This is a genomic window from Gilliamella apicola (genome assembly GCF_003202915.1).
In the GTDB taxonomy this organism is placed as follows: Bacteria; Pseudomonadota; Gammaproteobacteria; order Enterobacterales; family Orbaceae; genus Gilliamella; species Gilliamella apicola_Q.
The window spans coordinates 161,495-186,705 of record NZ_QGLP01000005.1; the positions used below are offsets into that span (position 1 = coordinate 161,495).

Sequence of the window (25,211 nt, forward strand, 5' to 3'; positions counted from 1 at the left end):
AGTTTAGACAACTTAATGTTTTGCAATATTCTTAGTCATTCGCTCAGTGACTTTGAAAGTGGCTAGTAAATTTTTAGAAAATTCCTTATGGTAAGTTTGATATGCAAAAGAGGACATTGTCTTTATCGTTTATTTGTTTGTTGATAATGGTTTTTCAGATCAGATTGGTTTATTTCATATCTATCCGAGTATTCCTTCTTTTATTAACGTCGAGGTAAGAGCTCACAACGATCAAAAAACTATCTACGGCTAAAATTCCATGCGCATATTGAATTGATGGTGAGTTTACCTTATCCATTCGCAGAGTAACTGAAGGCACTATGGTAGTGAAGATTTTAATATGACATGCTTTAAAGAAATATCAACGGAATATCGATACTCTTTTAGTATCTATATTAGAGAGTTTTAATAGCATATTTTTCTTTTTCGATTAGTGAGTAAAGTACATGCTTAATTTGCTCACCAGGATTGCTGGCATTTTGTAAGATCAGTCCCTCCGTGAGGGCTATAAATATTTGAGCCAAAGATTCATTGGGTAAAGAGGGTTGTACTCCTTCTGATTTGAAAACAGAACATATGATTTCACCTAGCGATTTATTGTTTTCTCGTTGCAGTTGGTCGTAGTACTGTTTGAAGTTTTGATCTCTGCTAGCAATAAGCTGCATTTCTATGTCTAAAATAACACAAATAGTATTGTTTTTTATTTGATCAACATAGCTGTTTAATCCATTTATCGAGATGGTGTTATTTTCATTATTAATAGCAAGCGCTGATTTTAAGTTGAATCTTTCTTCTGATTTAAGTTTGTCTGTGAGTTGTAGTAACAAATCGTATTTATTTTTAAAATTTGAGAAGAAAGCACCTTTTGAGAAACCAGCTCCTTCACTTATCGAGTTGATACTTGTTTTGTCAAAACCAAATTTCATAATTTGTTCTATTGCAGCTGCAAATAACATTTCTTTGGTTTCTTGCTGTTGTTGTGTTCTCGTTTTCCTTTGCATGCTTTATGTACTTAGTTACTTCACAGATTCCAAATATTTACGTATTTTAAAAAACGTTTTAAAAACGATAAATTTATGACTAAAAAATATTGCCAATTATAAAAGTTGAGAATAACATATGTTTGTTGAAATACCAAAAGGTATCTGAATACCGATTGGTATTTTATGCCAAAATAGGGCTATTTAATGGAGGATTTTAGCAATGAACGTAGTGTTTGTAACAGGTGCAACAGGATTATTAGGCAGTAGTATTGTAAGAATTTTGATTGATCGCAACATTAAAGTAAAAGTGTTGGCAAGGTCGGTAGAAAAAGCTAAAAAGCAATTTCATAGTCCTTTGGTTGAGATAATTGAGGGCGATATATTAAATATAAAAGGCTTCAGTTCGCATTTAAAAGGATGTGATGCATTATTTCATTGTGCGGCTTTTTTTAGAGATAATTATAAAGGTGGTAAGCATTGGGATGAACTTATTAATACGAACGTAAAGGGTACAGAACAAATATTAAAAGCGGCCTATGCAGCAGGAATCCGTAAGGCAGTATATACCTCATCCATTGCAACTTTATGTGGTAAAAAAGGGGAATTAATTAATGAAACCATGCGACGCCCTATAGAAGGTAGTGATAATTATTATAAAAGCAAAATTTTAGCAGAAGAAAAAGTTAAAGAGTTTTTAAGTAATCATCCTGATATGTTTATAACCATTGTATTACCTGGTTGGATGTACGGTCCTTTTGATATGGGGCCAACTTCATCTGGGCAATTAGTATTAGATTATGTTGCTGGAAAAATGCCAGGTATATTACCTGCAAGTTTTTCAGTCGTTGATGCTAGGGATGTTGCAGAACATCATATTGCTTCTTTAGAAAAAGGTAGAAGTGGTGAAAAGTACCTTGCAGCAGGGCGTTATATGGAAATGAAGGATATTTTTAAATTACTTGAAAAAAGCACTGGTGTAAAAATGCCAACTAAGCGTATCCCTTTATGGTTATTAAAGGGTATTGCAATGGGGCAGGAAATTTATCACGTATTTACACGTAAACCTATTTTATTAAGTTATTCGTCCGTGAAGTTGATCGGAAATGAATACAAGCGCACACATTTTAGTCATGAAAAGAGCGCAAAGGAATTAGGCTGTAAATTTAGACCGTTAGATGAAACGTTTAAAGATGTTGTCACTTGGTACAAAGAAAATAATTACATTTCCTAATAATCATTAGGTACCGTTATGACGGATATCATTTCAGGTGGGTTAATCTATGGTCTATTACCCATTTTGGGATTGTATTAGGATCAGTTTGTACATACCGTATGTATTGCTTCACGGTTAATATACCCTTACCAAATAGTGATGGGTACTTTTTTATTTTTTAGTTTATATTGCACGCAGTTTATTGGCATAAGTTTTTTGTCTATTGCTTTGATTTTTATTTTACGCAACAACAGAACTGAGTTGGATAAATTAAGCCTTAATACACTCATGCTTTTGCCAATTTCCTTTAAGATTTTATGGGTGCCGTTTATTAATAAATATTTAAAACTATCTTCAGTTCATTATCGAAACAGGCTATTGATTGAGTAGTTTATGGTTAAAATGGAAACTTGCGAAGATTAATAGAGTTAGAGTAGAGTGTCAGTTGCTAAAATTATCACTTCTATTTACTCTAATAACGCTTTTTAAGCTGATGTTAATCAGGATTTTAGTATAACATCGAGGATTTTTTTAACGGTTTTACTAATTAATATTTATTGCAAGTTTTCTATTTATCAATTAATAAGAAATTTAAATTTTTTCTTCCTTTTGAGGTAATTGTTAATTCACGTTTATTATCTTCTTGTTTAAACCATCCTTGTTGTAGCATTGATTGCAGTATTAAAGTTCCTAAGGTGCCACCAATATGATCCCGATGTTCAGTAAAATCTATACAGCGCTTGCCAACACAAGCTGTGTTAGATGTGTTAAATAATAACTTATGTTCATTAAAAAAGATTTTACCTTTTTCAGTAACCACAAAAAAATTGTCTTGTATAACAATAAATTCATTATTAATAAATGATTGGGTAAGTGCTACAGACCATGAGCCAGCTAAGTGTTTATAACATGTTCTTGCCTCTTTAAATTTTTCTTTAGTTTTAGAGTTGGATAAAAATAAACAATCATTTGGCGGAATAATGTTAAACGTTGATTCTATAAACGTTGCTGTATCTTGATTTTTTATTTCATAGTAGCGGTGTTTACCACATGTCCTGTGATGGATAAGTGCAACATCTTCTAATTTTTTTAAATGAAAACGAGTAGCTTGTGGTGATAAATTCAGTCGATTTGCTAACCATGAGGCTGAAAGCGCTCTACCATTCATTAATTCCGTAATAATCATAACTCTAATGACGTCAGACATAGCATCCGAAAATCGTATTAAATCCTCACAATATAATTTACTCACTTTTTAGAATCTCCAAAAAAGTCAATGGCATTTTTAGCTAGTATTCAATTGGCAACCAACTAAGCAAAGCATATTAATATAAGCTTTTTTGCTAATTTGTTTAAATTTCTTTTTAAACATAATTTCTAAAAAGTAAATAAACTAATTGGATATTTTCACCAACACAAAAAGAAAGTACATGAAACTCTATGAAATAAAATATTTCATTTTTGCAAATTCTATTCTAATGGTTGGTTACTTTTGCATTCACTTTTTTCTGTAGGTAGTCAGTTAAAAGCGAAATTTTAGTAAGGTGAGACCTTTAAATGACTCAAGCAGTTAATAGTACTAAACCAATGTATTCTATTTATATTATATGTTTTTTAGGATTATTCTTATCAACATTAGATACTGGTATTATAAACTTAGCGTTAAATTCCTTTTCAGTCGATTTTGATGTTTCTTTAGAATATATCGGATTATCAATTACTTTATATTTATTATTGCTAATTATTTTTCTAGTTCCTAGCGGTTGGTTTGGTGACTTTTGGGGGCAAAAAACAGCCTTAACACTGGGTTTCTTGTTTTTTGGTATAACCTCATTGATTGCTGGATTTTCAGAGTCTGCTAATCAGCTTATTCTATCAAGATGTGGACAAGGAATAGATGCCGCATTATTGCAAGCAAATTGTCTGGGATTGGCTGGTTTACAATCAAGTGAACAGAAAATAAGATTAAATTCTTTCATAATGTTGGCGATAAGTTTAGGACCAATTTTAGGACCTTCTTTTGGCGGTATTATTTTAAAATTATGGGGGTGGCAATTCTTATTTCTAATTAATGTTCCCTTGTGTATTGTGGGATCTCTTTTTTGTTTGAGAATAAATAAATCAGTAATCTTAGTAAATGAAGAGACTTTCGATTTAAAAGGAATGATACTATTTTTCATAATGTTAGTCGGTTGTGTTTCTCTCATTTATTCTAATAATATAAACCTATCGTCGGTTGAAACAAGCTTCATCGGTTTTTCTACTTTGATCATATTTTTATTTTTTTGGAAGATTGAATCAAAACACTCCAATCCTTTTTTCCCTGTCAAATTATTATCAATTTCGTCAATTAGATACATTTCAATTGGCAGTTTGATTTTTGGACTGACCGCGGGCATTATTTTTTCAGCATCACCTATCATATTTACTAGAGAAACTAGCTATCCTATTGACGAAATAGGATTAATTTGTACTGCTTCACCCATTGGCGTTATTTTAAGTGTGTTTGTCAAAAAAGTAATAAATCCAAATTATAAAAAAATTATACTAATTTATGCTTTACCGCTTATGTTATCTGCTTTTGCCTTGCTTTTCTTGGTTAGTTTTAATATTTCAGTCTTTAATTATGTTATAGCTGCTATGTGCTACGGATTAGGTGGCGGACTGTTTCAAAGTTCATTAATTCAGATAGCAATGGGTCAAAAAAAAGATAAACAATCAATGATTGGTGGCTTGTTAAGGCTTTTTCAAAATGGGGGAATTATTATTGGAGCAGCATGTTCTTTAGTATTGTTAGAAATAGATATTTCCCCTTTAGAGAACATTCCTAACTATCAAACATTATGGGGTATTACTCTTGGTGTACTTACTATCATGTTTGTTTATTCATATTTTTCGTTGTTTAGGAAAAAATAATTAAAATTTCATCGGTTATCATGTGGCTGACTGTGCAAATAGATAATATTCAAGATAAATTATTGTACAAAAAAGTGTTTGAAGTGTATTTACTCGTTCATTTATTGCAGAACAATCTATAACTAAGCCCATCAGAGTATGAAAGATTGAGAAATATCATGTTACTGCTATTGGCCCAGGTATTTTTTGTGTGCTGTTTGTATGATAAGGGAACCTTTGACTTCTAGTTAACTTAAACAGGTTCTATCATAATAATTTTTCTTTTAGATTGAAAAGGTAATTGCTTTAAATAGATTTGAGTAAATTTAGAAGAATGAAAAATAACTTTATCTCTATTTTTTCAACTAGTTTTATATCGCTTGATTCTTATAAAGAACTAAGTGGAGCGGGAAACGAGGTTCGAACTCGCGACCTCAACCTTGGCAAGGTTGCGCTCTACCAACTGAGCTATTCCCGCATGAGAAGTGTTTTAAATGGTGCCCGGGGCGAGACTTGAACTCGCACGGCCAAAAAGGCCGAGGGATTTTAAATCCCTTGTGTCTACCGATTTCACCACCCGGGCTCAAAACTTAGTTCCGAAAGGTAACTGCGTTTTGGATGCTGTGCATTTTACCTATCTTATCATTTCAGTCAATAAAAATTTCAAATTAATCGTTTGATTGCTCAATGTTTGACTGATTAGTCGTTAAATTAGGCTGTTTTGTCTATTTTTACAAAATTATTTAGCTAACTTGATTATTAAGAGATTACACAGATAATATCTGCGATATTCCATAAATATGTTTAATCCTCGTCTAATAAATCACTTTGCGCGATCCAAAGATATTGCAACATAGATAATAAAGTTAATACAGTTGCAATAAGTAGGGCAGCCAGACCTGCATATATAACCAGATCGCAAGGACGCCAAAGTAACCAAGTTAACGCTGTCATTTGGGCAATAGTTTTAATTTTGCCAATTGAAGATACCGCAACATTATTGCGTTTGCCAATTTCAGCCATCCACTCTCTTAATGCAGAAATAATGATTTCTCGAGAAACGATGATGATAGCCGGAATAGAAATCCACCATGCCTGATAATATTGGGTAATGAGTACCAAGGCGATTGTTACCATTATTTTATCGGCAACCGGATCTAAAAATGCACCAAATTTAGTTGTTTGGCCTAATCGGCGGGCAAGATAACCGTCAAAAACATCAGTAACGGCAGCAATTAAAAATAGCAATGCCGAAAAAAAACCGGACCATTCATGAGGAAATAGATAGAATGCCAACACAAAAAATGGAATCAGTATGACTCGAAATAACGTTAAGAATGTAGGTAAATTAATTTTCATGTGACATTAGCTCATATTGTTTTATTAATCAAATGGTTAGTGATAATTAAAAAAACAGGGTTTTCTGCTTGCTTATGTTGCCTGAAAAATGTTAATTTTTCAATGTGTTATTGCTGTAAATTTAGATAAATTTTTTCAGCTAATGATTTTGAAATGCCTTGTACTTGGGCAATTTCATCAATACTGGCATTTTTTAACTCTCTAAGCCCACCAAAATGCTTAAGTAATGCTTGGCGTCTTTTGCCTCCAACGCCTTCAATATGTTCTAAAGCGCTGTCGGTTAACTGCTTAACGCCTTTCTTCCGTTGACCAACTATCGCATGATCGTGTGACGCATTACGGATCTGTTGGATCAATAGTAAAGCAGGGGAGTGATAATCTAAATAATAACCTTTACCATGCGCTTCAAAGAAAAGTGTTTCTAAACCCTCTTTACGTTCAGCACCTTTGGCGACACCAATTAAAATAGGGTGATTTTTATCCCAGTTTACTTGTAAATTATCAAAAACTCTTAATGCTTGGTTAAGCTGGCCTTTTCCGCCATCAATAAAAATGATATCAGGCACTTTATCTTCAGGAAGATCTTTCTTGCTATAACGGCGAGTTAGAACCTGTTCCATTGCTGCATAATCATCACCTGGAGTAATACCGGTGATATTATATCGACGGAACTCAGATTTAACCGGGCCTTTATCATCAAAAACCACACAAGAGGCAATGGTGTTTTTACCCATAAAATGGCTGATATCAAAACATTCCATTCTATTGATTTTATCAATGCCCAAAAAGGCTTTTAATGCATCATATCTTTGTTTAATGGTTGAGTTTTCAAGTAATTTATTTTTAACTTCAGTTTGTGCATTAACTGTCGCGATATTTAGTAATTTTAGATTATCACCTTTAGGCTCATCGACTAATTTAACTTGATGTTCAGCAACGAGTGATAAAGTGTCTTCCATTGCTTGTTTATCAGATAATGAAAAATTGAGAAGAATTTTCTTCGGAATATTTCTATTTTGATTACCTTGTAGATAAAATTGCCCTAAAAATGTCTCGATCACTTCTTCAAGTTCAGTATTAGACGGCACTTTCGGAAAATAAGAACGATGCCCGAATGTTTGACCATTTCGAATAAAGAGCACATAAATACAAGCTAAACCAAGTTCATAGTGGAAGCCAATCACGTCTAAATTATCATTATTATTGTATATCGCCTGTTTTTCATTAATGTGTTTAATTGCATGTAACTGATCACGCAATGCAGCCGCTTTTTCAAAATTAAGTTCACTACTGGCTTTTTGCATATCTGCAGTAATTTTTTGCAAAATTTGGTCTGATTGTCCGGAAAGAAACAACCTAACGTAATTAACTTGTTCATTATAATCTTCATCACTGACTAAACCCGGTACACATGGGCCTAAACAGCGTTTGATTTGATACTGTAAACAAGGACGCGTTCGATTTCGATAAGTACTATTTAGACATTGTCTTATCGGAAAGGTTTTTTGTAATAAAGCTAAAATTTGTTTAACTGCATAACCACTAGGATAAGGACCAAAAAACTCATCCTTTTTACGATTAACTGCCCCTCTATACAACGACAATTGTGGATGTCTTTCTTTACTTAATTTGATAAATGGGTAGCTTTTATCGTCTTTAAGCAAAACATTGTATTTTGGTTGATATTTTTTGATATAAGTTTGTTCAAGTAATAGTGCTTCGGTTTCAGTATTGGTGATAGTAAATTCTACACGATGAATATGGCTCACCAATCGATCCGTTTTGATGGTTTTTTTACTACTATTAAAATAACTTTTTAAACGATTGTTTAGATCTTTCGCTTTTCCCACATAGATGATGGTATCTTTATCATTAAACATTTGATAGATACCTGGTTTATGTGGGACTGTTTTTAAGAAAGCTGTTGAATCAAATTGGCTCATTTTAGTTTTCAAAGGTGAGGGCTGTTTTCTCTATTATCCTCATAATGGTGCTTAAAATGCCATTTATCAAGAGGTAAATAAGCCCCGCGACCACAAAAATTGAGAAGTCATAGTATTCACCATTTAGTGCATTACTATAACCCATTAAATCCATAACCGGAATCATTGACGCCAATGCTGTTCCTTTAACCACAAATACGACTTCATTAGAATAAGTAGAAAGCGCTCGTTTTAATGCATATGGCATCAAAATTTTAAGAGTCTGTCTTTTATTCATCCCTAAAGCACTACATGCTTGCCATTGCCCTTGTGGTATAGATTTTAATGCACCGTAAAAAATTTGGGTGGTATAAGCGGCACTATTAAGGGTTAATGCTATATAAGCGCAAAACCAAGGTGACGAAATAAAATCATAAAACGCAGGATACTTGCTTAAAAATTCACCAAATTGTGATGGTCCATAATAAATTAAAAATAACTGCACTAATAATGGTGAGCCGGTAAAAATAATAATATAAATCCGAATTGTTTTCGTTAACAGCTTAGAATTCAATGATAAAAGACATGAAAAGACAATTGCCAAAATACCAGCCGATAATATTCCAAAAATACTCAAGCTTAATGTATCAGGTAGCCCCTGAAGAATGATTTTAAGATAGAAAATAAAATTATCAGACATAAAATGACCTTACTGACTATTGACTGATGGTTCAAAATGGGTAGTACGTTTTTCAATACGTGAAATAACTTTTTGACTGAAAACAGATATCACTAAATAAATAATCATCGCAATAAAGTACCATAAAAAAGGTTGATTGGTTCTGGCAACAATTGTTTTGGTTTGCATCATTAAATCATCTATCGCTATTGCGGAAACAAGCGCGGTGTCTTTTAATAAAATTAACCACTGATTGCTTAAACCAGGTAATGCATGTCGCCACATTTGAGGCATGATAATGCGAAAGAAGGTACGAGATTTACTTAATCCTAACACTTGAGCCGCTTGTTTTTGACCGCTAGAAATCGCTTTAAAGGCACCACGTAATGTCTGTGAGGCATAAACGGCATAAAGTAAAGATAAAGCAAAAACACCACATAAAAACGGAGCGGGCTGAGTATTTTCAATATTCATTTTAATGGTGATTGATGTTAACGGAATAGTAAAACCATCATCTAATGCCATTAATAACAGAGGTAAACCGGTATAGATTGCAACTACAATTAATAATTCAGGTAATGCCCGGATGGTTAAATTGAACAACAACATTAGCCATGCAACAGGTTTGAATGGTACCGCCTCTAAAATAGTAAAAATGAACGCAAAAAACATTCCAACGACTAATGATACTAACGCTAATGATAACGTAATCGCGGTTGCTTTCGTAAGCGGCAAAATATACCCATCAATAGAAGGAAGTAACAACTCCATACTGTGTGCAAAAAAGTCTGACATAAAAAAACCGTAGTTAAATTAAAAAATAAACTCGCCGCAAGGTTTGCGGCGAGATCTCAAAGAACAGATTTTGTGATTAATGATTATTTGCTAAACCATTTTTTATAAATAGCATCCAATTCACCATTTGCTTTTAATTTATCAATTGCTTGGTTAAATTGTTCAAGTAATTGATCATTACCTTGACGTAGAGCAATACCTAAACCTTCACCAAAGAATTCATGATCGGTGATCTTATCGCCTAAAGGAACGATCTCAGTATCTTTTCCTAACCATTCCCCCGCAACAAAAGAGCTTGATACAATGGCGTCAATACGTTTAGCTTTTAAATCAAGGAAAGCAAATTGATAGCTGTCATAACTTACCGCTTTAACATCAGGATATTTTTCGGTTAAGTATTTCAAGTAAGTGGTACCTTTTTGAATACCTACTTTTTTACCTTTTAATTGGTCAAGGTTAGTTAATGTATCTTTCAAGGTAATAAATTGGATTGAACTATCATCATAATAGATTTTAGTAAAAGCAACTTGTTTTTGACGTTCTGGGGTCACATCAATACCGGCAATAGCGGCATCAATTCGACGGGTTTTTAAACTAGGAATTAAACCATCAAATGATTGATTAACAATTTTACAAGATACTTTCATTTCGTCACAAAGTTTATTCATAACGTCTATATCAAAACCGATAATTTCATTTTTATCATTAGTGAATTCGAAAGGCGCATAAGTTGCTTCGGTACCAATGGTTAAAGTTTCCGCTGCTTGAGCAGCAAATGCAGATCCTGCAAGTAAAATAGCTAGTAATGTTTTTTTCATATATCCACCCAATCAGATTTTTATTAATATTAATGTGATAAATAAGCTTTGAACTCTTCGGTTTTGGGATGAGCAAAACACTCGAGTTGTCCCTGCTCTATAATTTTACCATGTTCCATGTAAATCACTTGTGAAGCCACTTTACGCGCAAAATCGACTTCATGAGTAACAATAATTTGTGTAATGCCGGTTCGTGAAAGTTCATTTATAATTTCGGCAACTTGCGATGTGATTGCTGGATCTAATGCCGCAGTCGGTTCGTCAAATAACAAAATTTTCGGTTCCATCATTAATGCTCTAGCAATCGCGACGCGTTGTTGTTGTCCACCTGAAAGATGGAGAGGGTAGCGATGAGCCATTTCATCAATTTGTAGACGAGCTAAAATTGACATCGCTTTATAACTAGCTTCTTGTTTCGATAATTTTAATACTTGGCATGGTGCTTCAATTAAATTTTCCAACACGGTTAAATGTGGCCATAAGTTGTAATTTTGAAAAACCATGCCAACATTTTTGCGTAGCGACCGAATCGTTGATTCACTTATCTTTTGCGAAAAATCGAAATGTGAATCAGCAATCGTCATTTCGCCTGATGATGGAATTTCAAGTAAATTAAATACTTTCAACAAAGAACTTTTACCTGCACCGCTTTGACCTAGTAAAACAATCGTTTCACCTAAAGGGTAACATAAAGAGACATCATTCAATGCCTGATGTTTACCATAAAAACAGTTAATATGGCTTAATTCAATATTCATTATTTTTTGATAAATTGTTTAAATTTTAATTGACTAAATATTACTTTTTTCTGCATAAAAATGCAATCTAAATTATTAGACAAGCGTGTTTTAGTCCGATTTTTATGCTATAAAATTCTGTTCCTCACCTTTTTTATGCTTATGATTATAAAGAATAATGTCATAGATAATCATCTAAATTGTAAAAAAAGCATAAAGATACTATAGTTCTTATAATTTAATCGTATATATAAGCTCAAAAACGATATTCCCCAACTTGTTTTAGTCGTTTAATCTTTATTAATTTTCATTATTAATGATAGGAATGGATGGACCAAGAAATTTGGGTTCTTTACTAAGGATATAAAGATCAATAAAAGCACTAACACGCGCAAACATTTCTCGGATGCGAACCAATTTCATTTGTTTAGGAGCAGGAACAGCAAAACATTGTGCTTGGATATCTTGAGCTAGAGCTATAAAAATCGCACGTTGACAGTGAAATTCTTGAGTAATAATGGTAAATTTATCCGCATTAAAGACCTTATTGGCACGGACAACGGAATCAAAGGTGCGAAATCCAGCATAGTCTAATACAATCGCTTCTTTGGGGATACCAGCCTTAATCAGATCTTTTTGCATCATAATTGGTTCATTATAATTTAATTGAGCATTGTCTCCACTTAATAAGAGATAGTCGACTTTACCTTGCCAATATAAATCAATAGCTCCATCTATTCGATTTCGATAAAAGCCATTAATTCCCCCATGTTTGACATACTTTGAAGTACCCAATACCACCCCAATTTTTTGATAAGGAAGTTGGTTTTCATCATGATAAATGTAAGGCGCTGTTTTATAGCTAATCCAAAAATCGAGACCAATCACCAAAGCAAATAGTGATAACAAAAAGGCAATAAAATAAGCAATAAGCTTTTTTAACGTCATGCTAAAACCAATCAAAAATAAAGATCATTATTGGAAATAAAAATGGGGCTGTTAATGAGGTCATAATACCACATAATACCAGTGATAGGGAGCTATAAGCCCCTTCATTATAATCAATTTCAATACAGCGTGCCGTGCCAACGGCATGTGATACCGCACCAATTGACAATCCTCTTGCTGAAGCCGTTTTGATTTTAGCAAAGTTTAACAATTGATGGCCAAAAATACCGCCTAAAGTTCCAACAAGTATTACGCATAATGCTGCGATAGATTGAACACCACCTTCATTACTGGCAATGGTGACTGCAATGGCGGTGGTGACAGATTTAGGTAATACTGATGCCGCAATTTCTTTGCTACCGCCTAACCATAATGCAATACATACACCTGTCACCATAGAAGCGATAGAGGCAGTAAAGGTAATCATCATAATAGATTTCCAACGAGCCTTTATTTGTGGAATAAGTTCATATAAAGGATAAGCCAAAGCTACGACAGAATAGGGAAGTAAATCGTTAATAATCTTTACATTTTTAACATATTCGATGTAGCTCGTTTTAGTTATTAATAAAATAGGAATTAAGACAATTACCGAAATAACTAATGGATTAAATAGCGGGTTTTTTACTTTAAATGAGATTCTTCGAATAATCAGAAAAACCAGAATAGTTAATGGTAGCATCCATATCATGATTGTTTTTCCTTATTGTCAGACGCTTTAGCTACTGGCTTATGTAGATGCTCAGTTAAATAAGCTGTTAAATATAAGACAATAATCGAACCACCAACACTAGCAAAGATAATCGGTATCCAATTAGCTAAAAGTAATGAATAATTATCCATAATACCCATTGCCGCTGGAATAAAGAGTATAGTCATGTATCGCATGAAAAGATTACAGCTATTTTTGATCCAACAGGTTGGTATTAATTGAAAAGCTAGTAAAAAAAACAAAATCAATAAACCAATAATGCTGCCAGGGATCATTATCGGCAATAATGCAGAAACAATATTACCTGCCCATAAACAGAGAGTTAAAATAATTAAGCCTCGACCATAACTAAATAGTGTGTAATATAAAGAATAGAGTCGATGCTTAATTGTTGCATGTTTGGCTAAAAAGTGTTTCATAAGTTAAATGTTAGATGTATTAAACTAAAAATTTTGGCTGTTAGTTATTGATTGAAAAATGACACAGAACTCCGAACAGAATTATATGATACGCTCCTCAGATTCAATTATCCAACTAAATAATGACAATATTGGTATAGCTGCTTTAATAAGCCCAACTTTTCAGGCTGTTGTATATAAATTTCTGCAAATTGTTCAAGGGTTTGTAAGTAATCTTGAATCTTATGCGGATTTAGTATGTCGCGACAATGATCTTGCCAAATACGCAACTCTTGTTCGGTTAATGTTTGTGGGTAGTTTCTTGCTTTATAACGAAAAAATAATTTTGCTAATCGTGAATCGTCAAAATTTAGAGCTAAGCTGTCTAATAAATGGGGTGGAGTTGATCGTATTGTCTCACATTTCAACAGATCTTGGCCATTTAAAAAATTCTCATAGATTTGCGCATCAACATCAATATTATTGTTAGAATATTCATTGCTCACATTAAATAGTTCATACGTTTTACTTTGTAATGTATTTTGGTTTTCTAACAATTTTTGTTGATTGGTTAGACATTTCTGTTTATCAAGATTGAAACGTTTAGCATTATCAGGAAGAAGAGTGCTTAATGGTGCGACTATTGGGCATTTATTAATATGAATTAATTTCAATGGAATCCGCTGTTCATCAACATCAAGATCTTCGGTTTTGGTATAGAGTTTTTCTCGAATAGTTTCAACTGGTAGCGTTATGAGCGAATCAATATCACCGCTGAGATCACAAACAATCACAGCATTTTTTTGCGTCGGATGCCATGCAAGAGGGCTAACCAATGCCATGTTACCACGATGACTACCTAACATGCCTGAAACATGAATGATTGGTGTCATATTGGCAATATCAATCAATTCGGCAACTTTGTTTTTATTGCGTAGAGTAAAAAAATAATTAAATAATTTGGGTTGTGCTTGTTTAATTAATTTTGCCATTGCAATCGTGGCATAGACATCAGACATGGCATCGTGCGCATGTTCATGTTCTATATGGTTTGCTTTGGTGAGATCTTCTAACCGAAAACTAGGAAATCCTGAAACATTTGTTGGCCAATTAATTCCTTCCGGCCTTAAAGCATAACAGGCAAGAACTACATCAAGCAGGTCCCATCTGGAATTGCCATTGCGCCAACTATAGGCATAAGGGTCATAAAAGTTGCGATATAAGATGTTGCGAGTAACTTCATCATCAAAACGAATATTGTTATAGCCTAAGATACAGGTATTTGGTCGGCTAAATTCTTGATGGATTAATTTGGTAAATTCAGCTTCGCAAATACCATTTTGATTCGTTTTTTGGGGTGTTATTCCTGTTATTAGCACGGCTTCAGGATCAGGTAAATAATCTTGAGCTATCTGACAATAAATGACTAAAGGTTCTTCAATAATATTAAAGTCACTGTCAGTCCTTACGCCAGCAAACTGGGCGGGGCGATCTAAAGCAGGATTTATGCCAAATGTTTCGTAATCGTGGAAGTAAAAAGTATGTTGATTTGTGCTGTTTTCCATTATTGTTTTTTGATCTCATCTGTTCATTTATTTATTAATCTTCGATTAATTATTGATTTGTTTAATTTTACTCATTTTAGTTTAAATATTTTTTCATTTTTGATTTGCAGCTGTGTACATAATTATGTTCTTAGTTTTTTCCTGAAGATAAAAAAATAAAATAGCACTTTACGAGTAACTCTTAACATTATTAAAGAGATTACCTGAGATTATAGATGACAATTTTAGGTTTAAGGATATCACAAAAAGAGACTATTGAATTCTAATTTCGTTATGGATGTAAGGGAAATGGTCAAAAATTAACAATTGGGATATATTGAGCTTTTAATTTAAGCTACACAAGATTGTTAATATTATTATAAAACTTAATTTTTTTCTTTAGATATCGGGAAATTAATCCTCATGTAGTTAGTAATAAAACTCATCATCAAAATTCATATAAATCGCAATGCATCTTTTTATTGCCCAGATTTTTCAAATAACTTACCATTATTTAAAAATTCCGAGGGTAATATGAAAAGAATAATTTTAGTTGGCTTGATTGGCGTTGCGTTATCTGGTTGTGGAGATAATGAAGATATAAATAATTCAGTTAATTCAGATAAGTACCTTGTTGGTAAGTGGGAGTGTAAACTAGAACAATTTTCTGCAAAAGATAATAATGGCAAACTATCTGGCTATGTAAAAGAAAATGATGTTACTTCTATTGAGGAATATAAGTTAGAAGAAGGTAAATTATATTTTAAACAAGATAATGCTAAAGATTGGGTATACAAGGATAATGTTAGTACTATTAATAAAATTAATAAGTATTTAGGTAAAACTGATACTAATAATGACAAATTAGGGTCGATAGTTATAACAACATCAATGGGTATAAGCTCAGATAAACATTTTTCAATTAAAGAAGAATTATTTTTCAAGAAAAAAGATATCGCTAATAAAAATGAACATGTATATTCGAAAATAAAATCAGAAGGTTATTGTACAAAAATGGAATAATTCTAAATTAAAAACCTCAAATGTTTTTTTGTTTTTTTCAGATTGAAAAAATAATTACAAAAAAGTAGGAAATTTGGGGGGGGGGAGAGGATGAAGAATATCCTCTTCTCCGTTTTATAGTTACTTATGTAACAAACTTAAATTAGTAATAAGCATCAAGTTCTTTTTGAAATATTTTTAACTCTTCTATCCATAATTTAGCATTCATTGTAGTGCCATGACCACTGGTTATGGCACTGGCTGGGATAAGATAATATTTGGCTGCTACAATATCTTTCAACGCTTTTTGCATCAAACCCGTATTTGGCGGATTTCTTTCATCATCTTCTGAGTTAATAACTAAAATAAACGCCTTAATCTTAGTTAAATCTGGTGTTGGATCAAAGTTTCTTGCAGCATCCCATTGATATAAAAAATCATTGGCATCCATATTAATTCGTTCTTTTAACTTATTTGACAATATTTCTTCTGTTTTTTCAGTATTGTAGGCTCTATTTTGCCAAGCAATATCACCACCATTAGTTGCTATATCGTAATAATTATAAATAGTTTGGAATTTTTCTGGTTGTTGGTTATAAAAACCATTTTTCCAATCAGGATCATCTTTAATTGAATTAATGAGCATTTTTCTCATAATCCAATTTCGACTAGATATTGGGGCAGGGGTTGCTGCCATTGGAATTGCCGCGGTCATATAGTCAGGATACTTAGTAATCCATAACCAAGTATTCATGCCCCCCATCGAATTACCAATAATAAGTTCAAGATGATTTATACCTAATCCATTTTTCAAAAGCTGGTATTGTGCATTAACCATGTCTGAATAATCATAATGAGGAAAGTTGCCTTTCATGCCATCTGAAGGTTTTGATGATTTACCTGTGCCAATTGCGTCAGGTAATATAATAAAATATTTTTCAGCATCTAATGGCATACCTTTATCAAATAAGACATGACCAAAAGTATCATTAAGCATTGAAGCTCCATTACCAGCCGTACCATGTAAAACTAATACGGGTTTTCCTTTAGGATTGCCGATTGTGACATAATGAATTTTTAAATTTTCAATAGTATTACCGTCATTAAATTTAAAATTCTTGATAATATAATCACCTTCAAATTGGTTGTAGAATTCGTTACAAAATCCTGGTACAGCAAATGTTAGAAAAATAAAAAATAGTAGTACTTTTTTCATAGTATTCATAAGTGACGCTCTCCATCATAATTATGTCATGAAACATTTGTGTAAGAGATAGATAAGGAAGGTAATATCAACGTTGTAGTATTCTAATCAACGTTAGCAAGCATAACAGTTTATTAAACGGCTGTTATCCAATAAAAAATCTGTTTATTTACATCAAATAATTAAATTTAGAAATAAATTTATAAAGCTTAGATCTAGATTTTTTCGTTATTAAAAAGAGAATTTATTATTCTCTTTCTTATATAGACTTAATCTAGTCATTTAGTTTTTGGGTGCACTTTCAATAATGTCAGCTAGCTTTTCAAGTGTTAATCTTAAGAATTTTGGCATAGCTTCTATTTCAATTGAGTCCATTAAGTTTTTTATATAAAGACCTAATTCAGTATCACCCTCAACAATTAATCGACGTTGGAAGAATAAGGTATCAGGATCTTGTCGTCTAGTCGCAATCATAATTAAATCATTGGCATTACCAATGAAGCTTACATTAGGTATTTCCTCGCGACTAACCACGAGTTTGTTATCAATTAAACTGACAAACCAAACTAGTTGAAGATCTGTAACTTGGATTTTAAGCCAACGACTTTCTAAAAAATCTAAATCACCATCTTCAAGTGAGTGCTTGAATTGTAATTGTAATAATTGTTCGATAGTTCGTTTTTTTAAGTTGAAGGGGATACATCGTAATGTCATCCCCAACATTTTTGGCGCTTTCTCGACAAATTGTGAATGCATTGTGCTAAGAAATTGGTGTTTGTTGCCAATCATTTAGGCATCTCCAGAGATCATCTTCTCATAAATATCTAAATCAGTATTTAAATGTTCATAAACCTCTTCACTAACTTCATCACGAACTTTCATTTGTAGTAATGCTGTACGTTCCGCACCAATTGCCACTAAACGCATACGTCTTTCAAGATTTTCTGCTTCAAGTGCTTTTTGTTCCAAATCTTTAAGGCCAGTGCGGCGTCTCAATGAACCAATAACCCGAGAACCAACTTCGTGAATAATTTCTTGATCTAAACCTGCATCAGATGTTTCCTGTAAAAGACTAGCCTGCATTTTTTCAAGACTAACAATAGCTTCTTCAGCCATTTGTCCTTTAACAGTTAAAATTTCGTTTTCTTGCTCGGAATTATCCAGAATCACACTGCCGCGTAATAAAATAGGTAATATAATAATAGCTGATATTAATGATATCAGGATGATACCTGCGGCGATAAATACTAATTGATACCGACCAGCGATGGTTATTGGAATAGATAATACCCCAGCTAGTGTGATTGCTCCGCGAACTCCAGCAAAAGTCGAGATCCAAAGATCGCGTGTTGTATATGAACTAAATGCTAGTGAACGTTTAGTACCAAATGGCATTGCTGGCATCTTTTTCATTGCCCAGAGCCAAGCAAATCGAGTCCCCATTAATACTACAAAAACGAATAATACAATTAGACATAGTTGCCATAATTCAATTGATGTATCGATTTGATTTTCAGCAAATGTATTAGTCAAAATACTTGGTAACTGAATACCTAATAGAACGAAGACAAAACCGTTAAATACGAAAGTTAACATCGACCAGGCACTATCTGATTGTAAACGCGTTGTCAAAGGCGCATTACGCATCATTCCTGAATGATTAACTGTCATACCAGCACTTACTGCCGCTAAAATGCCTGAACAGTGACATTCTTCAGCAATGATGTAAGCAGCAAATGGTAATAGGAATAACAGTACAATTTGGATTGCAGGGTCATTATTAGTCAGTTGGTTTATTTTACGTAAAATACGCGCATATAACCATGTGAATATAACCCCAACAGCTAAACCACCGATAGCAACCACAAAGAAAGATATACTGATTTGTAATAAGTTGAATTCAAATGCGCCAGCAGCAATTGCAAGAGCAAATTTTAAGGAAACTAGACCAGAAGCGTCATTCATTAAGGCTTCACCTTCAATGATTTCCATCTTCTCTTTTTCAATTCTTCCTTTACCAACAATACCACTTAGTGCAACGGCATCAGTAGGTGATAATACTGCCGCTAAAGCAAATACAGCTGCCATTGAAATATCTGGTAACATCCAATGGAGAAAATACCCCAAAGCAACAATGGAGATAACGACAAGAACAAGAGCTAATCCAACAATTTCTCTTACGTTATGTACAAAGTCTTTTACTGAAGTTTTTCGACCATCAGCAAAAAGTAGAGGGGGGATGAATAAAACAAGAAATAAATCTGAATTAAACTCCAAATAAATGCCTAAAGCAGCAAGAATACTACCTAGTAATATTTGCATTAGTGGTAATGGGATTTGTATTGGTAACATTTTTATAATGACACCGGAAAGTGATACAATTAATACTATCAGTAATATTGTTGAAAATAGTTCCATAGCGACTCTTTTTTAGTTATCCCATATATAACTATCTATTATATAGGATTTTTAATATAAATTCAGGTTAAAATTACACAAAATTATTTAAATTTTAACCAATCTCTATTTTTGATCAAAAAAACTAGTAATTTAATTGACAGGCAGTGTAGATGGAAAATTGGCGAAGAGCATTTGTACTTCATACGAGAACATATAGTGAAAGTAGTTTATTAGTCGATTTATTCGTTGAAGATGTCGGAAAAGTAATCATCTTGGCAAAAGGCGCTAGACGTAAACGATCGGCACTAAAAGGTATTTTACAACCTTTTACGCCATTAATTGTTCAGTATTCCGGAAAAGGTGAAATAAAAACTTTACGTCAAGTAGAAGCGATATCGCTTACCTTACCGCTAGTTTCTGTATTTTTATATAGTGCATTCTATTTAAATGAGCTATTACATCGAGTGCTAGTTGCCGAAACCGAATTTACCACATTATTTGATGATTATCTGACGAGTATACAGCAACTAGCACAACAAGTTCCTGCTGAAAATGTACTGCGAGCATTTGAATTGGCTTTACTTGATAATTTGGGGTATCACGTGGATTTTTTTCATTGTAGTGCAACTGGGGATAATATTGTTGAATCGATGCATTATCAATATTTATCTGAAAAAGGATTTATTAGTAGTCTATTACAAAATAGTACCAGTTTTACTGGCGAGCAAGTTTTAGCTTTAGGTAATAGAAAGTTTCATAATACCGATACACTTAAAGCCGCAAAGCGCTTTACGCGAATGGCTTTAAAACCATATATAGGATCAAAACCTTTTAAGAGTAGAGAATTATTCTTGAAAATTTAGCTTTTGATTTCACTATTCTACCTATGATTATTGGTGGAATAGCTTATTAAGTATAATTTACTCGATTAAACTTAGTATCTTGGTGGTTTAGCATATTTATTATTATAACTATCGGCAGGGAAAGCGTTAGAATTCGATGATTTCTTATATTGATTACCATTTTCCAATTGGAAAATTGCTGTACCAATCACCCCAATATTGTTTGCTGAACCTTGATCGGTATGATTTGCATAAGCTTTAAGTGCTTGAGAAAATGTAAATGAGACAACTTCACGGTCATTTTTTCGAAATCTTTTAATTGATAGCTTACTATACGGTCTTAAAATATAACCATTATTGTTCAATGAACCTGTTTTTCCGTTGATAACATCTAGTCCATCAACAGATTAGCTATAATTTCGTAAGTATTTCTTGAATAATTGACATAATAAAGTTGATAATTTTTGTCCGCTTCACCAAGCATATTGATTTCATCATCCTGTTTGAAAAGCGACCATTTATTATTGTTATCATCAATTATTGACATACCAACATCGCCATTGAACAGGAGTTCCTGAACTTTTTCTATGCATAAATGCTTTCTTAGAATAATGGATTACAGCAACGTTTATTGGTGTGTTATTAATACGCGCTAATTTAACTTCTCGAACATGAGATTCGACCCCATCCTCTATCATTTGAAGTATTATTTGTATTGATTGCCTGATGACATCCACTTAAAATTAAACTGATTAAACCAATCACTAGTACATTATATAGGTTATAAAATTTATTCATTAAGATTTCCATTTCTAAGTATGTCCAGTAATATATACAATATTATGCATTTGAATATTATGTAAATATATATTAAATTTGGCTGTATTTTATTGACTGGTTATTGAGTTCTTTATTATGCTCCACTTGATGCACGGATAACTAATTCACCATTTACGTATATAGTACGAATTGGTAAGGTTGGGTTATTTATCCTTTGGATTAATGTTTCTACCGCAGTTAAAGCTATACTTGCTAACGGTTGTTTATAAGTAGACAGCGGGGTAGATAGATGGCCAGCATAGTCAGCATCATCAAAACTGATAGTAAATAATTTTTGTTTTGGATTTATTCTTTGATTCAATGAGATTAATTGCATTGCTGTAAAGTCATTACCACAAACTACATGTTTGATGTTCAACTTAGCTAATTGATTAATTACTTTTTCATCAATTTGTGGCACTTGAATTATCCAATCATTAATTTTTGTAATACCTGCGTCATATAGTGCTTGTTTATATCCTATTATTCTTAAAGCAATAGTATTAGCCGAATCACTTTTTGAGATAAAAGCAATTCGAGTATTTTTATGTTGAATGAAATGGTTTGTGACAACGTAACCGGCGGCAATGTTATCGATACTGACTAAATCAGCTTTACCTCGAGAAGGGAAAACACAATAGTCTCTTTCTAACAATATACAGGGAATATTGTAGAGTTTCAGATAATCCATTATTCTTTTATTTATAATATTCGCGTAAGGGTGAAACTCTAAAGGTGTGAAAAATATTCCGTTGATATTATTTTTTGTATAATTAATAATGACTCTTTCTACGTCATTTAAAATAGATTGAATATCCTGACTTTTGGTTAGCATACCAGCCCATAAAAGAGAAAACTGATAATTATTGGCTAAACTTGCTATTTCAGAATATAAACTATCAAGAATCATTCTACTTTCATCTTGTTCTAAACGAGGAGCCAATATTCCAAAAATATATTTGCTTACTTGTTGATCTTTGGGTTGCCTAACATAAAATTTACCACCTTGTTTACCTTCAATATAACCTTCCGTTTTTAATCTTGAAAATACTTTACTTATTGTTGGTCGGGAAGTCTTATATATTGTGCTTAAATCAGATGAAGAAGGAAGGGCACTATTACAATCTAAAATTCCACTTTTGATTTGCAATAATATTTCCTGATAAATCTGCTCACATTTATTTGCCATCATATTACCTATAGAACATTAATTGAATATACCTAGTATGACATAACCATTAAACTTGATAAATTAAATTTTACAAGTTATCAAAAAAAGTGACTTTGATATCATAAATAATAAAAAGAAATAGATTAATATTGTTAAGCTTGTTGCAGATAATTAGACTGAATTTACTCAAAATATATTGCAAAATATTTTTGGGTTTTAGTATTTAAGGAAATTATTATTACAAATCATTTGATTATCTGAGGTGGGTTTATGAAAAAATTCATAACATCGTTTTTAACAATTACATTTATTATTTTTACAAGTTGTTTTCAACTTGTAAATGCTGATACAAAAAAGCCTATTAAATTTGCTTTTATTACTTCAACTTTAAACAATTCATTTTTTACTGCAATATCCGATACATTTTCTGAAATTGCCAAACAAAATGGTGATCAATATATTCTTGTCGATCCTCAATATGATCAAGCTAAACAAATTTCAATGATGGAAGATGTTATTAATCAGAAAGTTGACATTATTTACTTAATCGCTGTTGATTCAGAAGGTATTCGCCAAGGATTATTGGCAGCAAAACAAAAACAGATTCCAGTGGTAGTGATTGATAATCCTATTAGTGATGATGATTTAGTGGTTAGCACAGTAGCTTCAGATAATTTCTTGGCCGGTAAAATTAATGGCGAACAAATGGCTAAAGATTATCCTAATGGTGCCAAAATTGCTGTTATTGATTGTCCTTTTAATCGTGCTAGTGTTCTAAGAGCTGATGGTTTTTATGCGGGATTAGGTGAAAACAGAAGCAAGTTTGATGTGGTGTCTCAACAAAATGGCAAATGTGCTTTAGAAGTCACAATGCCCATTGCCGAAGATATTATTCAAGCTCATCCTGATTTACAAGCATTTTTTGCCGTAAATGATCCCTCTGCTTTAGGTGTTGTTGTTGCTTTGAAAGCATCAAATAAACTTAAAAATGTTAAGGTCTATACTGTTGATGGTTCACCTGATGGTAAAAAAGCATTTAGCGATGGCGATATAACGTTAACTGTAGCTCAAGCTCCAATTCAATTAGCTAAAGAAACCTATAAAGTCGGTAAACAGGTTCTAGCTGGAGAAAGCGTTGCTAAAGAAATATTAGTGCCAACTTTTCCAATTACCAAAGAAATGATTGATCAATATGGAGTAAAAGTCTGGCAGTAATCAATGACTTTAATCAAGTTATATCTATTGAAATCAATAAGGTGATATTTATATGGAACAAGTTGCATTACAACTATCTCATATAGAAAAAAAATTTGCTGGTGTCCATGCGTTAAAAGATATGTACTTTAACCTTAAACAATGTGAAGTTCATGGATTGTTGGGCGAAAATGGCGCTGGCAAATCAACCTTAATCAAAATTATTGGCGGCATCTATAAACCAGATGCCGGTGAAATTAAGATTAATGGTAAAACTGAGATAATTAATGGTATTAAAGATGCACAAGCAAGAGGAATTAATGTTATTCATCAGGAGATTGTCTTAGTTCCTTATATTAGTGTATACGAAAATATTTTTTTAGGCCGTGAACCGAGAACACGCCTAGGTTTTAAAGATCATCGTCAAATGATCGCCAAAGCCAAAATAATGATGGAAAATATGGGGTTAACGATCGATGTGTTACGGCCTGTACATGAGTTAACCATTGCACAACAACAACTTATCGAAATCGTCAAAGCTATTTCATTTAACGTTCGTATCTTAATCATGGATGAGCCAACATCTTCTTTAACTAATAAAGAAGTTGAACAGCTTTTTATTATGATTAAAAAACTAACCGAACATAACGTAAGTATCATTTATATTTCTCATCGTATGGATGAGTTATTTACTATCACAGACAGAATAACTGTAATTAGGGATGGTAGTTATATAGATACCGTCAATACTAAACAAACCAATATTGATGAATTAGTCAAATTGATGGTTGGGCGTAACTTAAATAATTATTATCAACGTCACTATCAAGAAAATGGAGAACGTTTATTAGAAGTTAAAAATCTTTCGAAAAAAGGAGTATTTAAGAACGTCAATTTTCATTTAAAGAAAGGAGAGATTTTAGGTTTTGCCGGTCTTATGGGCGCTGGTAGAAGTGAAATCATGCAAGCAGTTTTTGGTGCAGACCAATATGATAGTGGTGAAATTTATTTTGACAATAAGCTTGTTAAGCTCAAATCTCCGCAAGATGCTATTGATATAGGAATAGCCTTAGTTCCTGAAGATAGGAAAAAACAGGGGCTTATTTTAGGTAATAGTATCGCTTTCAATTTAACATTAACGGTATTGAAACAATTTATGCATGGTTGTTTAGTTAATCAACAAAAACAGAAAGATATCATTCAATACTATATTGATAAGCTCAATATAAAAACCCCTGATGCTGACAAAATTGTTGGTCAACTTAGTGGCGGTAATCAACAAAAAGTTGTGATAGCTAAGTGGCTAGCAACTAAACCGAAAATCATCATTTTAGACGAACCTACTCGAGGAATTGATATTGGTGCTAAAGCTGAAATTTATCAAATTATCGATGAACTTTGTGCAAGTGGAATGGCTATTATTATGATTTCCTCAGAATTACCAGAAATTATCAATATGTGTGATCGTGTTTGTGTCGTCGCGAATGGACAAATTCAAGGTGAATTATCGCAATCAGAACTTACACAAGAAAAAATTATGAAATTAGCAACAGGGAGAGCTTAAAATGGCTAGCCA

General features: G+C 32.7%; 24 protein-coding genes and 2 tRNA genes. 6 read left to right on the forward strand and 20 right to left on the reverse strand.

Translation table 11 applies throughout. The features are described from left to right. Positions 1-395 precede the first annotated feature (395 nt). Positions 396-1,001 carry a TetR/AcrR family transcriptional regulator gene (locus DKK79_RS06905; RefSeq protein ID WP_110423456.1) on the reverse strand — a complete coding sequence of 202 codons (606 nt, stop codon included), beginning with the start codon at positions 999-1,001 and terminating at the stop codon, positions 396-398. A 202-nt stretch (positions 1,002-1,203) separates the two neighbouring features. Between DKK79_RS06905 and DKK79_RS06910 the strand changes: the two genes are divergently transcribed. After that, the gene (locus tag DKK79_RS06910) at positions 1,204-2,214 is read left to right on the forward strand and encodes an SDR family oxidoreductase (RefSeq protein ID WP_086354159.1); all 1,011 of its coding nucleotides are present in this window, start codon (positions 1,204-1,206) and stop codon (positions 2,212-2,214) included. Between the two features lie 550 nt (positions 2,215-2,764). Here the strand turns inward: DKK79_RS06910 and DKK79_RS06915 are convergent. After that, positions 2,765-3,448, reverse strand: a complete 684-nt coding sequence (locus tag DKK79_RS06915; RefSeq protein WP_146211995.1) for an ArsR/SmtB family transcription factor — start codon at positions 3,446-3,448, stop codon at positions 2,765-2,767. A gap of 305 nt (positions 3,449-3,753) precedes the next feature. Here DKK79_RS06915 and DKK79_RS06920 point away from each other — a divergent pair, with 305 nt between their 5' ends. Beyond that, a complete protein-coding gene (locus DKK79_RS06920) occupies positions 3,754-5,112 on the forward strand; it encodes an MFS transporter (RefSeq protein WP_110423458.1) in 1,359 nt (452 codons plus the stop codon). 381 nt (positions 5,113-5,493) lie between these two features. Here DKK79_RS06920 and DKK79_RS06925 read toward each other — a convergent pair. The 12 genes from DKK79_RS06925 to sbcB all read right to left on the reverse strand — a co-directional run bounded on the left by DKK79_RS06925 (position 5,494) and on the right by sbcB (position 15,024). Further along, a tRNA-Gly gene (locus DKK79_RS06925) sits at positions 5,494-5,569 on the reverse strand. Between the two features lie 17 nt (positions 5,570-5,586). Continuing rightward, positions 5,587-5,674: transfer RNA gene (locus tag DKK79_RS06930), tRNA-Leu, on the reverse strand. A 221-nt stretch (positions 5,675-5,895) separates the two neighbouring features. Continuing rightward, positions 5,896-6,450: a CDP-diacylglycerol--glycerol-3-phosphate 3-phosphatidyltransferase gene (pgsA, locus tag DKK79_RS06935; RefSeq protein WP_065578773.1), complete on the reverse strand. Its 555-nt coding sequence runs from the start codon at positions 6,448-6,450 to the stop codon at positions 5,896-5,898. 107 nt (positions 6,451-6,557) lie between these two features. Continuing rightward, positions 6,558-8,393, reverse strand: coding sequence for an excinuclease ABC subunit UvrC (gene uvrC / locus DKK79_RS06940; protein WP_110424046.1), 1,836 nt, complete (start codon positions 8,391-8,393; stop codon positions 6,558-6,560). A gap of 1 nt (position 8,394) precedes the next feature. After that, on the reverse strand, positions 8,395-9,072 hold the full coding sequence (gene artM, locus DKK79_RS06945) for an arginine ABC transporter permease ArtM (protein ID WP_110423459.1): 678 nt from the start codon (positions 9,070-9,072) through the stop codon (positions 8,395-8,397). Positions 9,073-9,081: 9 nt separating this feature from the next. Further along, on the reverse strand, positions 9,082-9,846 hold the full coding sequence (gene artQ / locus DKK79_RS06950) for an arginine ABC transporter permease ArtQ (RefSeq protein WP_220019069.1): 765 nt from the start codon (positions 9,844-9,846) through the stop codon (positions 9,082-9,084). 83 nt (positions 9,847-9,929) lie between these two features. Beyond that, the gene (locus tag DKK79_RS06955; RefSeq protein WP_034882148.1) at positions 9,930-10,664 is read right to left on the reverse strand and encodes a transporter substrate-binding domain-containing protein; all 735 of its coding nucleotides are present in this window, start codon (positions 10,662-10,664) and stop codon (positions 9,930-9,932) included. A 29-nt stretch (positions 10,665-10,693) separates the two neighbouring features. After that, positions 10,694-11,422 carry an arginine ABC transporter ATP-binding protein ArtP gene (gene artP / locus DKK79_RS06960; RefSeq protein WP_034882147.1) on the reverse strand — a complete coding sequence of 243 codons (729 nt, stop codon included), beginning with the start codon at positions 11,420-11,422 and terminating at the stop codon, positions 10,694-10,696. Positions 11,423-11,701: 279 nt separating this feature from the next. Then, positions 11,702-12,349, reverse strand: coding sequence for a SanA/YdcF family protein (locus tag DKK79_RS06965; RefSeq protein ID WP_110423460.1), 648 nt, complete (start codon positions 12,347-12,349; stop codon positions 11,702-11,704). A 1-nt stretch (position 12,350) separates the two neighbouring features. After that, positions 12,351-13,040, reverse strand: a complete 690-nt coding sequence (locus DKK79_RS06970) for a CidB/LrgB family autolysis modulator (protein WP_110423461.1) — start codon at positions 13,038-13,040, stop codon at positions 12,351-12,353. Then, the gene (locus tag DKK79_RS06975) at positions 13,037-13,480 is read right to left on the reverse strand and encodes a CidA/LrgA family protein (RefSeq protein ID WP_110423462.1); all 444 of its coding nucleotides are present in this window, start codon (positions 13,478-13,480) and stop codon (positions 13,037-13,039) included. Before DKK79_RS06975 ends, DKK79_RS06970 begins: the two co-directional genes overlap by 4 nt. Positions 13,481-13,587: 107 nt before the next feature. After that, positions 13,588-15,024 carry an exodeoxyribonuclease I gene (gene sbcB / locus DKK79_RS06980; protein ID WP_110423463.1) on the reverse strand — a complete coding sequence of 479 codons (1,437 nt, stop codon included), beginning with the start codon at positions 15,022-15,024 and terminating at the stop codon, positions 13,588-13,590. Positions 15,025-15,537: 513 nt separating this feature from the next. Here sbcB and DKK79_RS06985 point away from each other — a divergent pair. After that, positions 15,538-16,026, forward strand: coding sequence for a hypothetical protein (locus DKK79_RS06985; protein WP_110423464.1), 489 nt, complete (start codon positions 15,538-15,540; stop codon positions 16,024-16,026). Between the two features lie 142 nt (positions 16,027-16,168). Here DKK79_RS06985 and DKK79_RS06990 read toward each other — a convergent pair whose 3' ends face one another. The 3 genes from DKK79_RS06990 to DKK79_RS07000 form a co-directional block, all read right to left on the reverse strand. Then, positions 16,169-17,230: an alpha/beta fold hydrolase gene (locus tag DKK79_RS06990; RefSeq protein WP_110423465.1), complete on the reverse strand. Its 1,062-nt coding sequence runs from the start codon at positions 17,228-17,230 to the stop codon at positions 16,169-16,171. A 261-nt stretch (positions 17,231-17,491) separates the two neighbouring features. After that, on the reverse strand, positions 17,492-17,998 hold the full coding sequence (ubiT, locus tag DKK79_RS06995) for a ubiquinone anaerobic biosynthesis accessory factor UbiT (protein WP_220019071.1): 507 nt from the start codon (positions 17,996-17,998) through the stop codon (positions 17,492-17,494). Continuing rightward, entirely contained in the window at positions 17,999-19,627 is a 1,629-nt protein-coding gene (locus tag DKK79_RS07000) for a Na+/H+ antiporter (protein ID WP_110423466.1), read from the reverse strand. It abuts the gene before it with no gap. Between the two features lie 152 nt (positions 19,628-19,779). Between DKK79_RS07000 and recO the strand changes: the two genes are divergently transcribed. Beyond that, entirely contained in the window at positions 19,780-20,472 is a 693-nt protein-coding gene (recO, locus tag DKK79_RS07005) for a DNA repair protein RecO (RefSeq protein ID WP_034882141.1), read from the forward strand. Positions 20,473-20,543: 71 nt separating this feature from the next. Here recO and DKK79_RS07010 read toward each other — a convergent pair whose 3' ends face one another. The 3 genes from DKK79_RS07010 to DKK79_RS07015 form a co-directional block, all read right to left on the reverse strand. Further along, positions 20,544-20,816, reverse strand: a complete 273-nt coding sequence (locus DKK79_RS07010; protein WP_110423467.1) for a hypothetical protein — start codon at positions 20,814-20,816, stop codon at positions 20,544-20,546. Between the two features lie 26 nt (positions 20,817-20,842). Further along, positions 20,843-20,998, reverse strand: coding sequence for a hypothetical protein (locus DKK79_RS14480; RefSeq protein WP_181415258.1), 156 nt, complete (start codon positions 20,996-20,998; stop codon positions 20,843-20,845). A gap of 366 nt (positions 20,999-21,364) precedes the next feature. Then, positions 21,365-22,459, reverse strand: coding sequence for a GntR family transcriptional regulator (locus DKK79_RS07015; RefSeq protein ID WP_034882140.1), 1,095 nt, complete (start codon positions 22,457-22,459; stop codon positions 21,365-21,367). Positions 22,460-22,711: 252 nt separating this feature from the next. Between DKK79_RS07015 and DKK79_RS07020 the strand changes: the two genes are divergently transcribed. Together DKK79_RS07020 and DKK79_RS07025 are read left to right on the forward strand one after the other, a co-directional pair. Continuing rightward, positions 22,712-23,656 (forward strand): sugar ABC transporter substrate-binding protein, encoded by a 945-nt coding sequence (locus tag DKK79_RS07020; RefSeq protein ID WP_034882139.1) that lies wholly within the window; start codon positions 22,712-22,714, stop codon positions 23,654-23,656. 52 nt (positions 23,657-23,708) lie between these two features. Beyond that, positions 23,709-25,199, forward strand: coding sequence for a sugar ABC transporter ATP-binding protein (locus tag DKK79_RS07025; protein WP_110423469.1), 1,491 nt, complete (start codon positions 23,709-23,711; stop codon positions 25,197-25,199). Positions 25,200-25,211 lie beyond the last annotated feature (12 nt).

Excerpts from the sequence above, each read along its gene's own strand:
- DKK79_RS07000 (WP_110423466.1), bottom strand. The coding sequence starts at position 19,627 with ATGGAACTATTTTCAACAATATTACTGATAGTATTAATTGTATCACTT.
- DKK79_RS06975 (WP_110423462.1), bottom strand. The coding sequence starts at position 13,480 with ATGAAACACTTTTTAGCCAAACATGCAACAATTAAGCATCGACTCTAT.
- DKK79_RS07015 (WP_034882140.1), bottom strand. The coding sequence starts at position 22,459 with ATGGCAAATAAATGTGAGCAGATTTATCAGGAAATATTATTGCAAATC.
- DKK79_RS06970 (WP_110423461.1), bottom strand. The coding sequence starts at position 13,040 with ATGATATGGATGCTACCATTAACTATTCTGGTTTTTCTGATTATTCGA.
- DKK79_RS06985 (WP_110423464.1), top strand. The coding sequence starts at position 15,538 with ATGAAAAGAATAATTTTAGTTGGCTTGATTGGCGTTGCGTTATCTGGT.
- artP (WP_034882147.1), bottom strand. The coding sequence starts at position 11,422 with ATGAATATTGAATTAAGCCATATTAACTGTTTTTATGGTAAACATCAG.
- sbcB (WP_110423463.1), bottom strand. The coding sequence starts at position 15,024 with ATGGAAAACAGCACAAATCAACATACTTTTTACTTCCACGATTACGAA.
- DKK79_RS06965 (WP_110423460.1), bottom strand. The coding sequence starts at position 12,349 with ATGACGTTAAAAAAGCTTATTGCTTATTTTATTGCCTTTTTGTTATCA.
- DKK79_RS07020 (WP_034882139.1), top strand. The coding sequence starts at position 22,712 with ATGAAAAAATTCATAACATCGTTTTTAACAATTACATTTATTATTTTT.
- ubiT (WP_220019071.1), bottom strand. The coding sequence starts at position 17,998 with ATGATTGGCAACAAACACCAATTTCTTAGCACAATGCATTCACAATTT.
- DKK79_RS06955 (WP_034882148.1), bottom strand. The coding sequence starts at position 10,664 with ATGAAAAAAACATTACTAGCTATTTTACTTGCAGGATCTGCATTTGCT.
- DKK79_RS06910 (WP_086354159.1), top strand. The coding sequence starts at position 1,204 with ATGAACGTAGTGTTTGTAACAGGTGCAACAGGATTATTAGGCAGTAGT.
- DKK79_RS06990 (WP_110423465.1), bottom strand. The coding sequence starts at position 17,230 with ATGAATACTATGAAAAAAGTACTACTATTTTTTATTTTTCTAACATTT.
- pgsA (WP_065578773.1), bottom strand. The coding sequence starts at position 6,450 with ATGAAAATTAATTTACCTACATTCTTAACGTTATTTCGAGTCATACTG.
- DKK79_RS06905 (WP_110423456.1), bottom strand. The coding sequence starts at position 1,001 with ATGCAAAGGAAAACGAGAACACAACAACAGCAAGAAACCAAAGAAATG.
- DKK79_RS14480 (WP_181415258.1), bottom strand. The coding sequence starts at position 20,998 with ATGTCAATAATTGATGATAACAATAATAAATGGTCGCTTTTCAAACAG.
- artQ (WP_220019069.1), bottom strand. The coding sequence starts at position 9,846 with ATGTCAGACTTTTTTGCACACAGTATGGAGTTGTTACTTCCTTCTATT.
- uvrC (WP_110424046.1), bottom strand. The coding sequence starts at position 8,393 with ATGAGCCAATTTGATTCAACAGCTTTCTTAAAAACAGTCCCACATAAA.
- artM (WP_110423459.1), bottom strand. The coding sequence starts at position 9,072 with ATGTCTGATAATTTTATTTTCTATCTTAAAATCATTCTTCAGGGGCTA.
- recO (WP_034882141.1), top strand. The coding sequence starts at position 19,780 with ATGGAAAATTGGCGAAGAGCATTTGTACTTCATACGAGAACATATAGT.
- DKK79_RS07025 (WP_110423469.1), top strand. The coding sequence starts at position 23,709 with ATGGAACAAGTTGCATTACAACTATCTCATATAGAAAAAAAATTTGCT.
- DKK79_RS06920 (WP_110423458.1), top strand. The coding sequence starts at position 3,754 with ATGACTCAAGCAGTTAATAGTACTAAACCAATGTATTCTATTTATATT.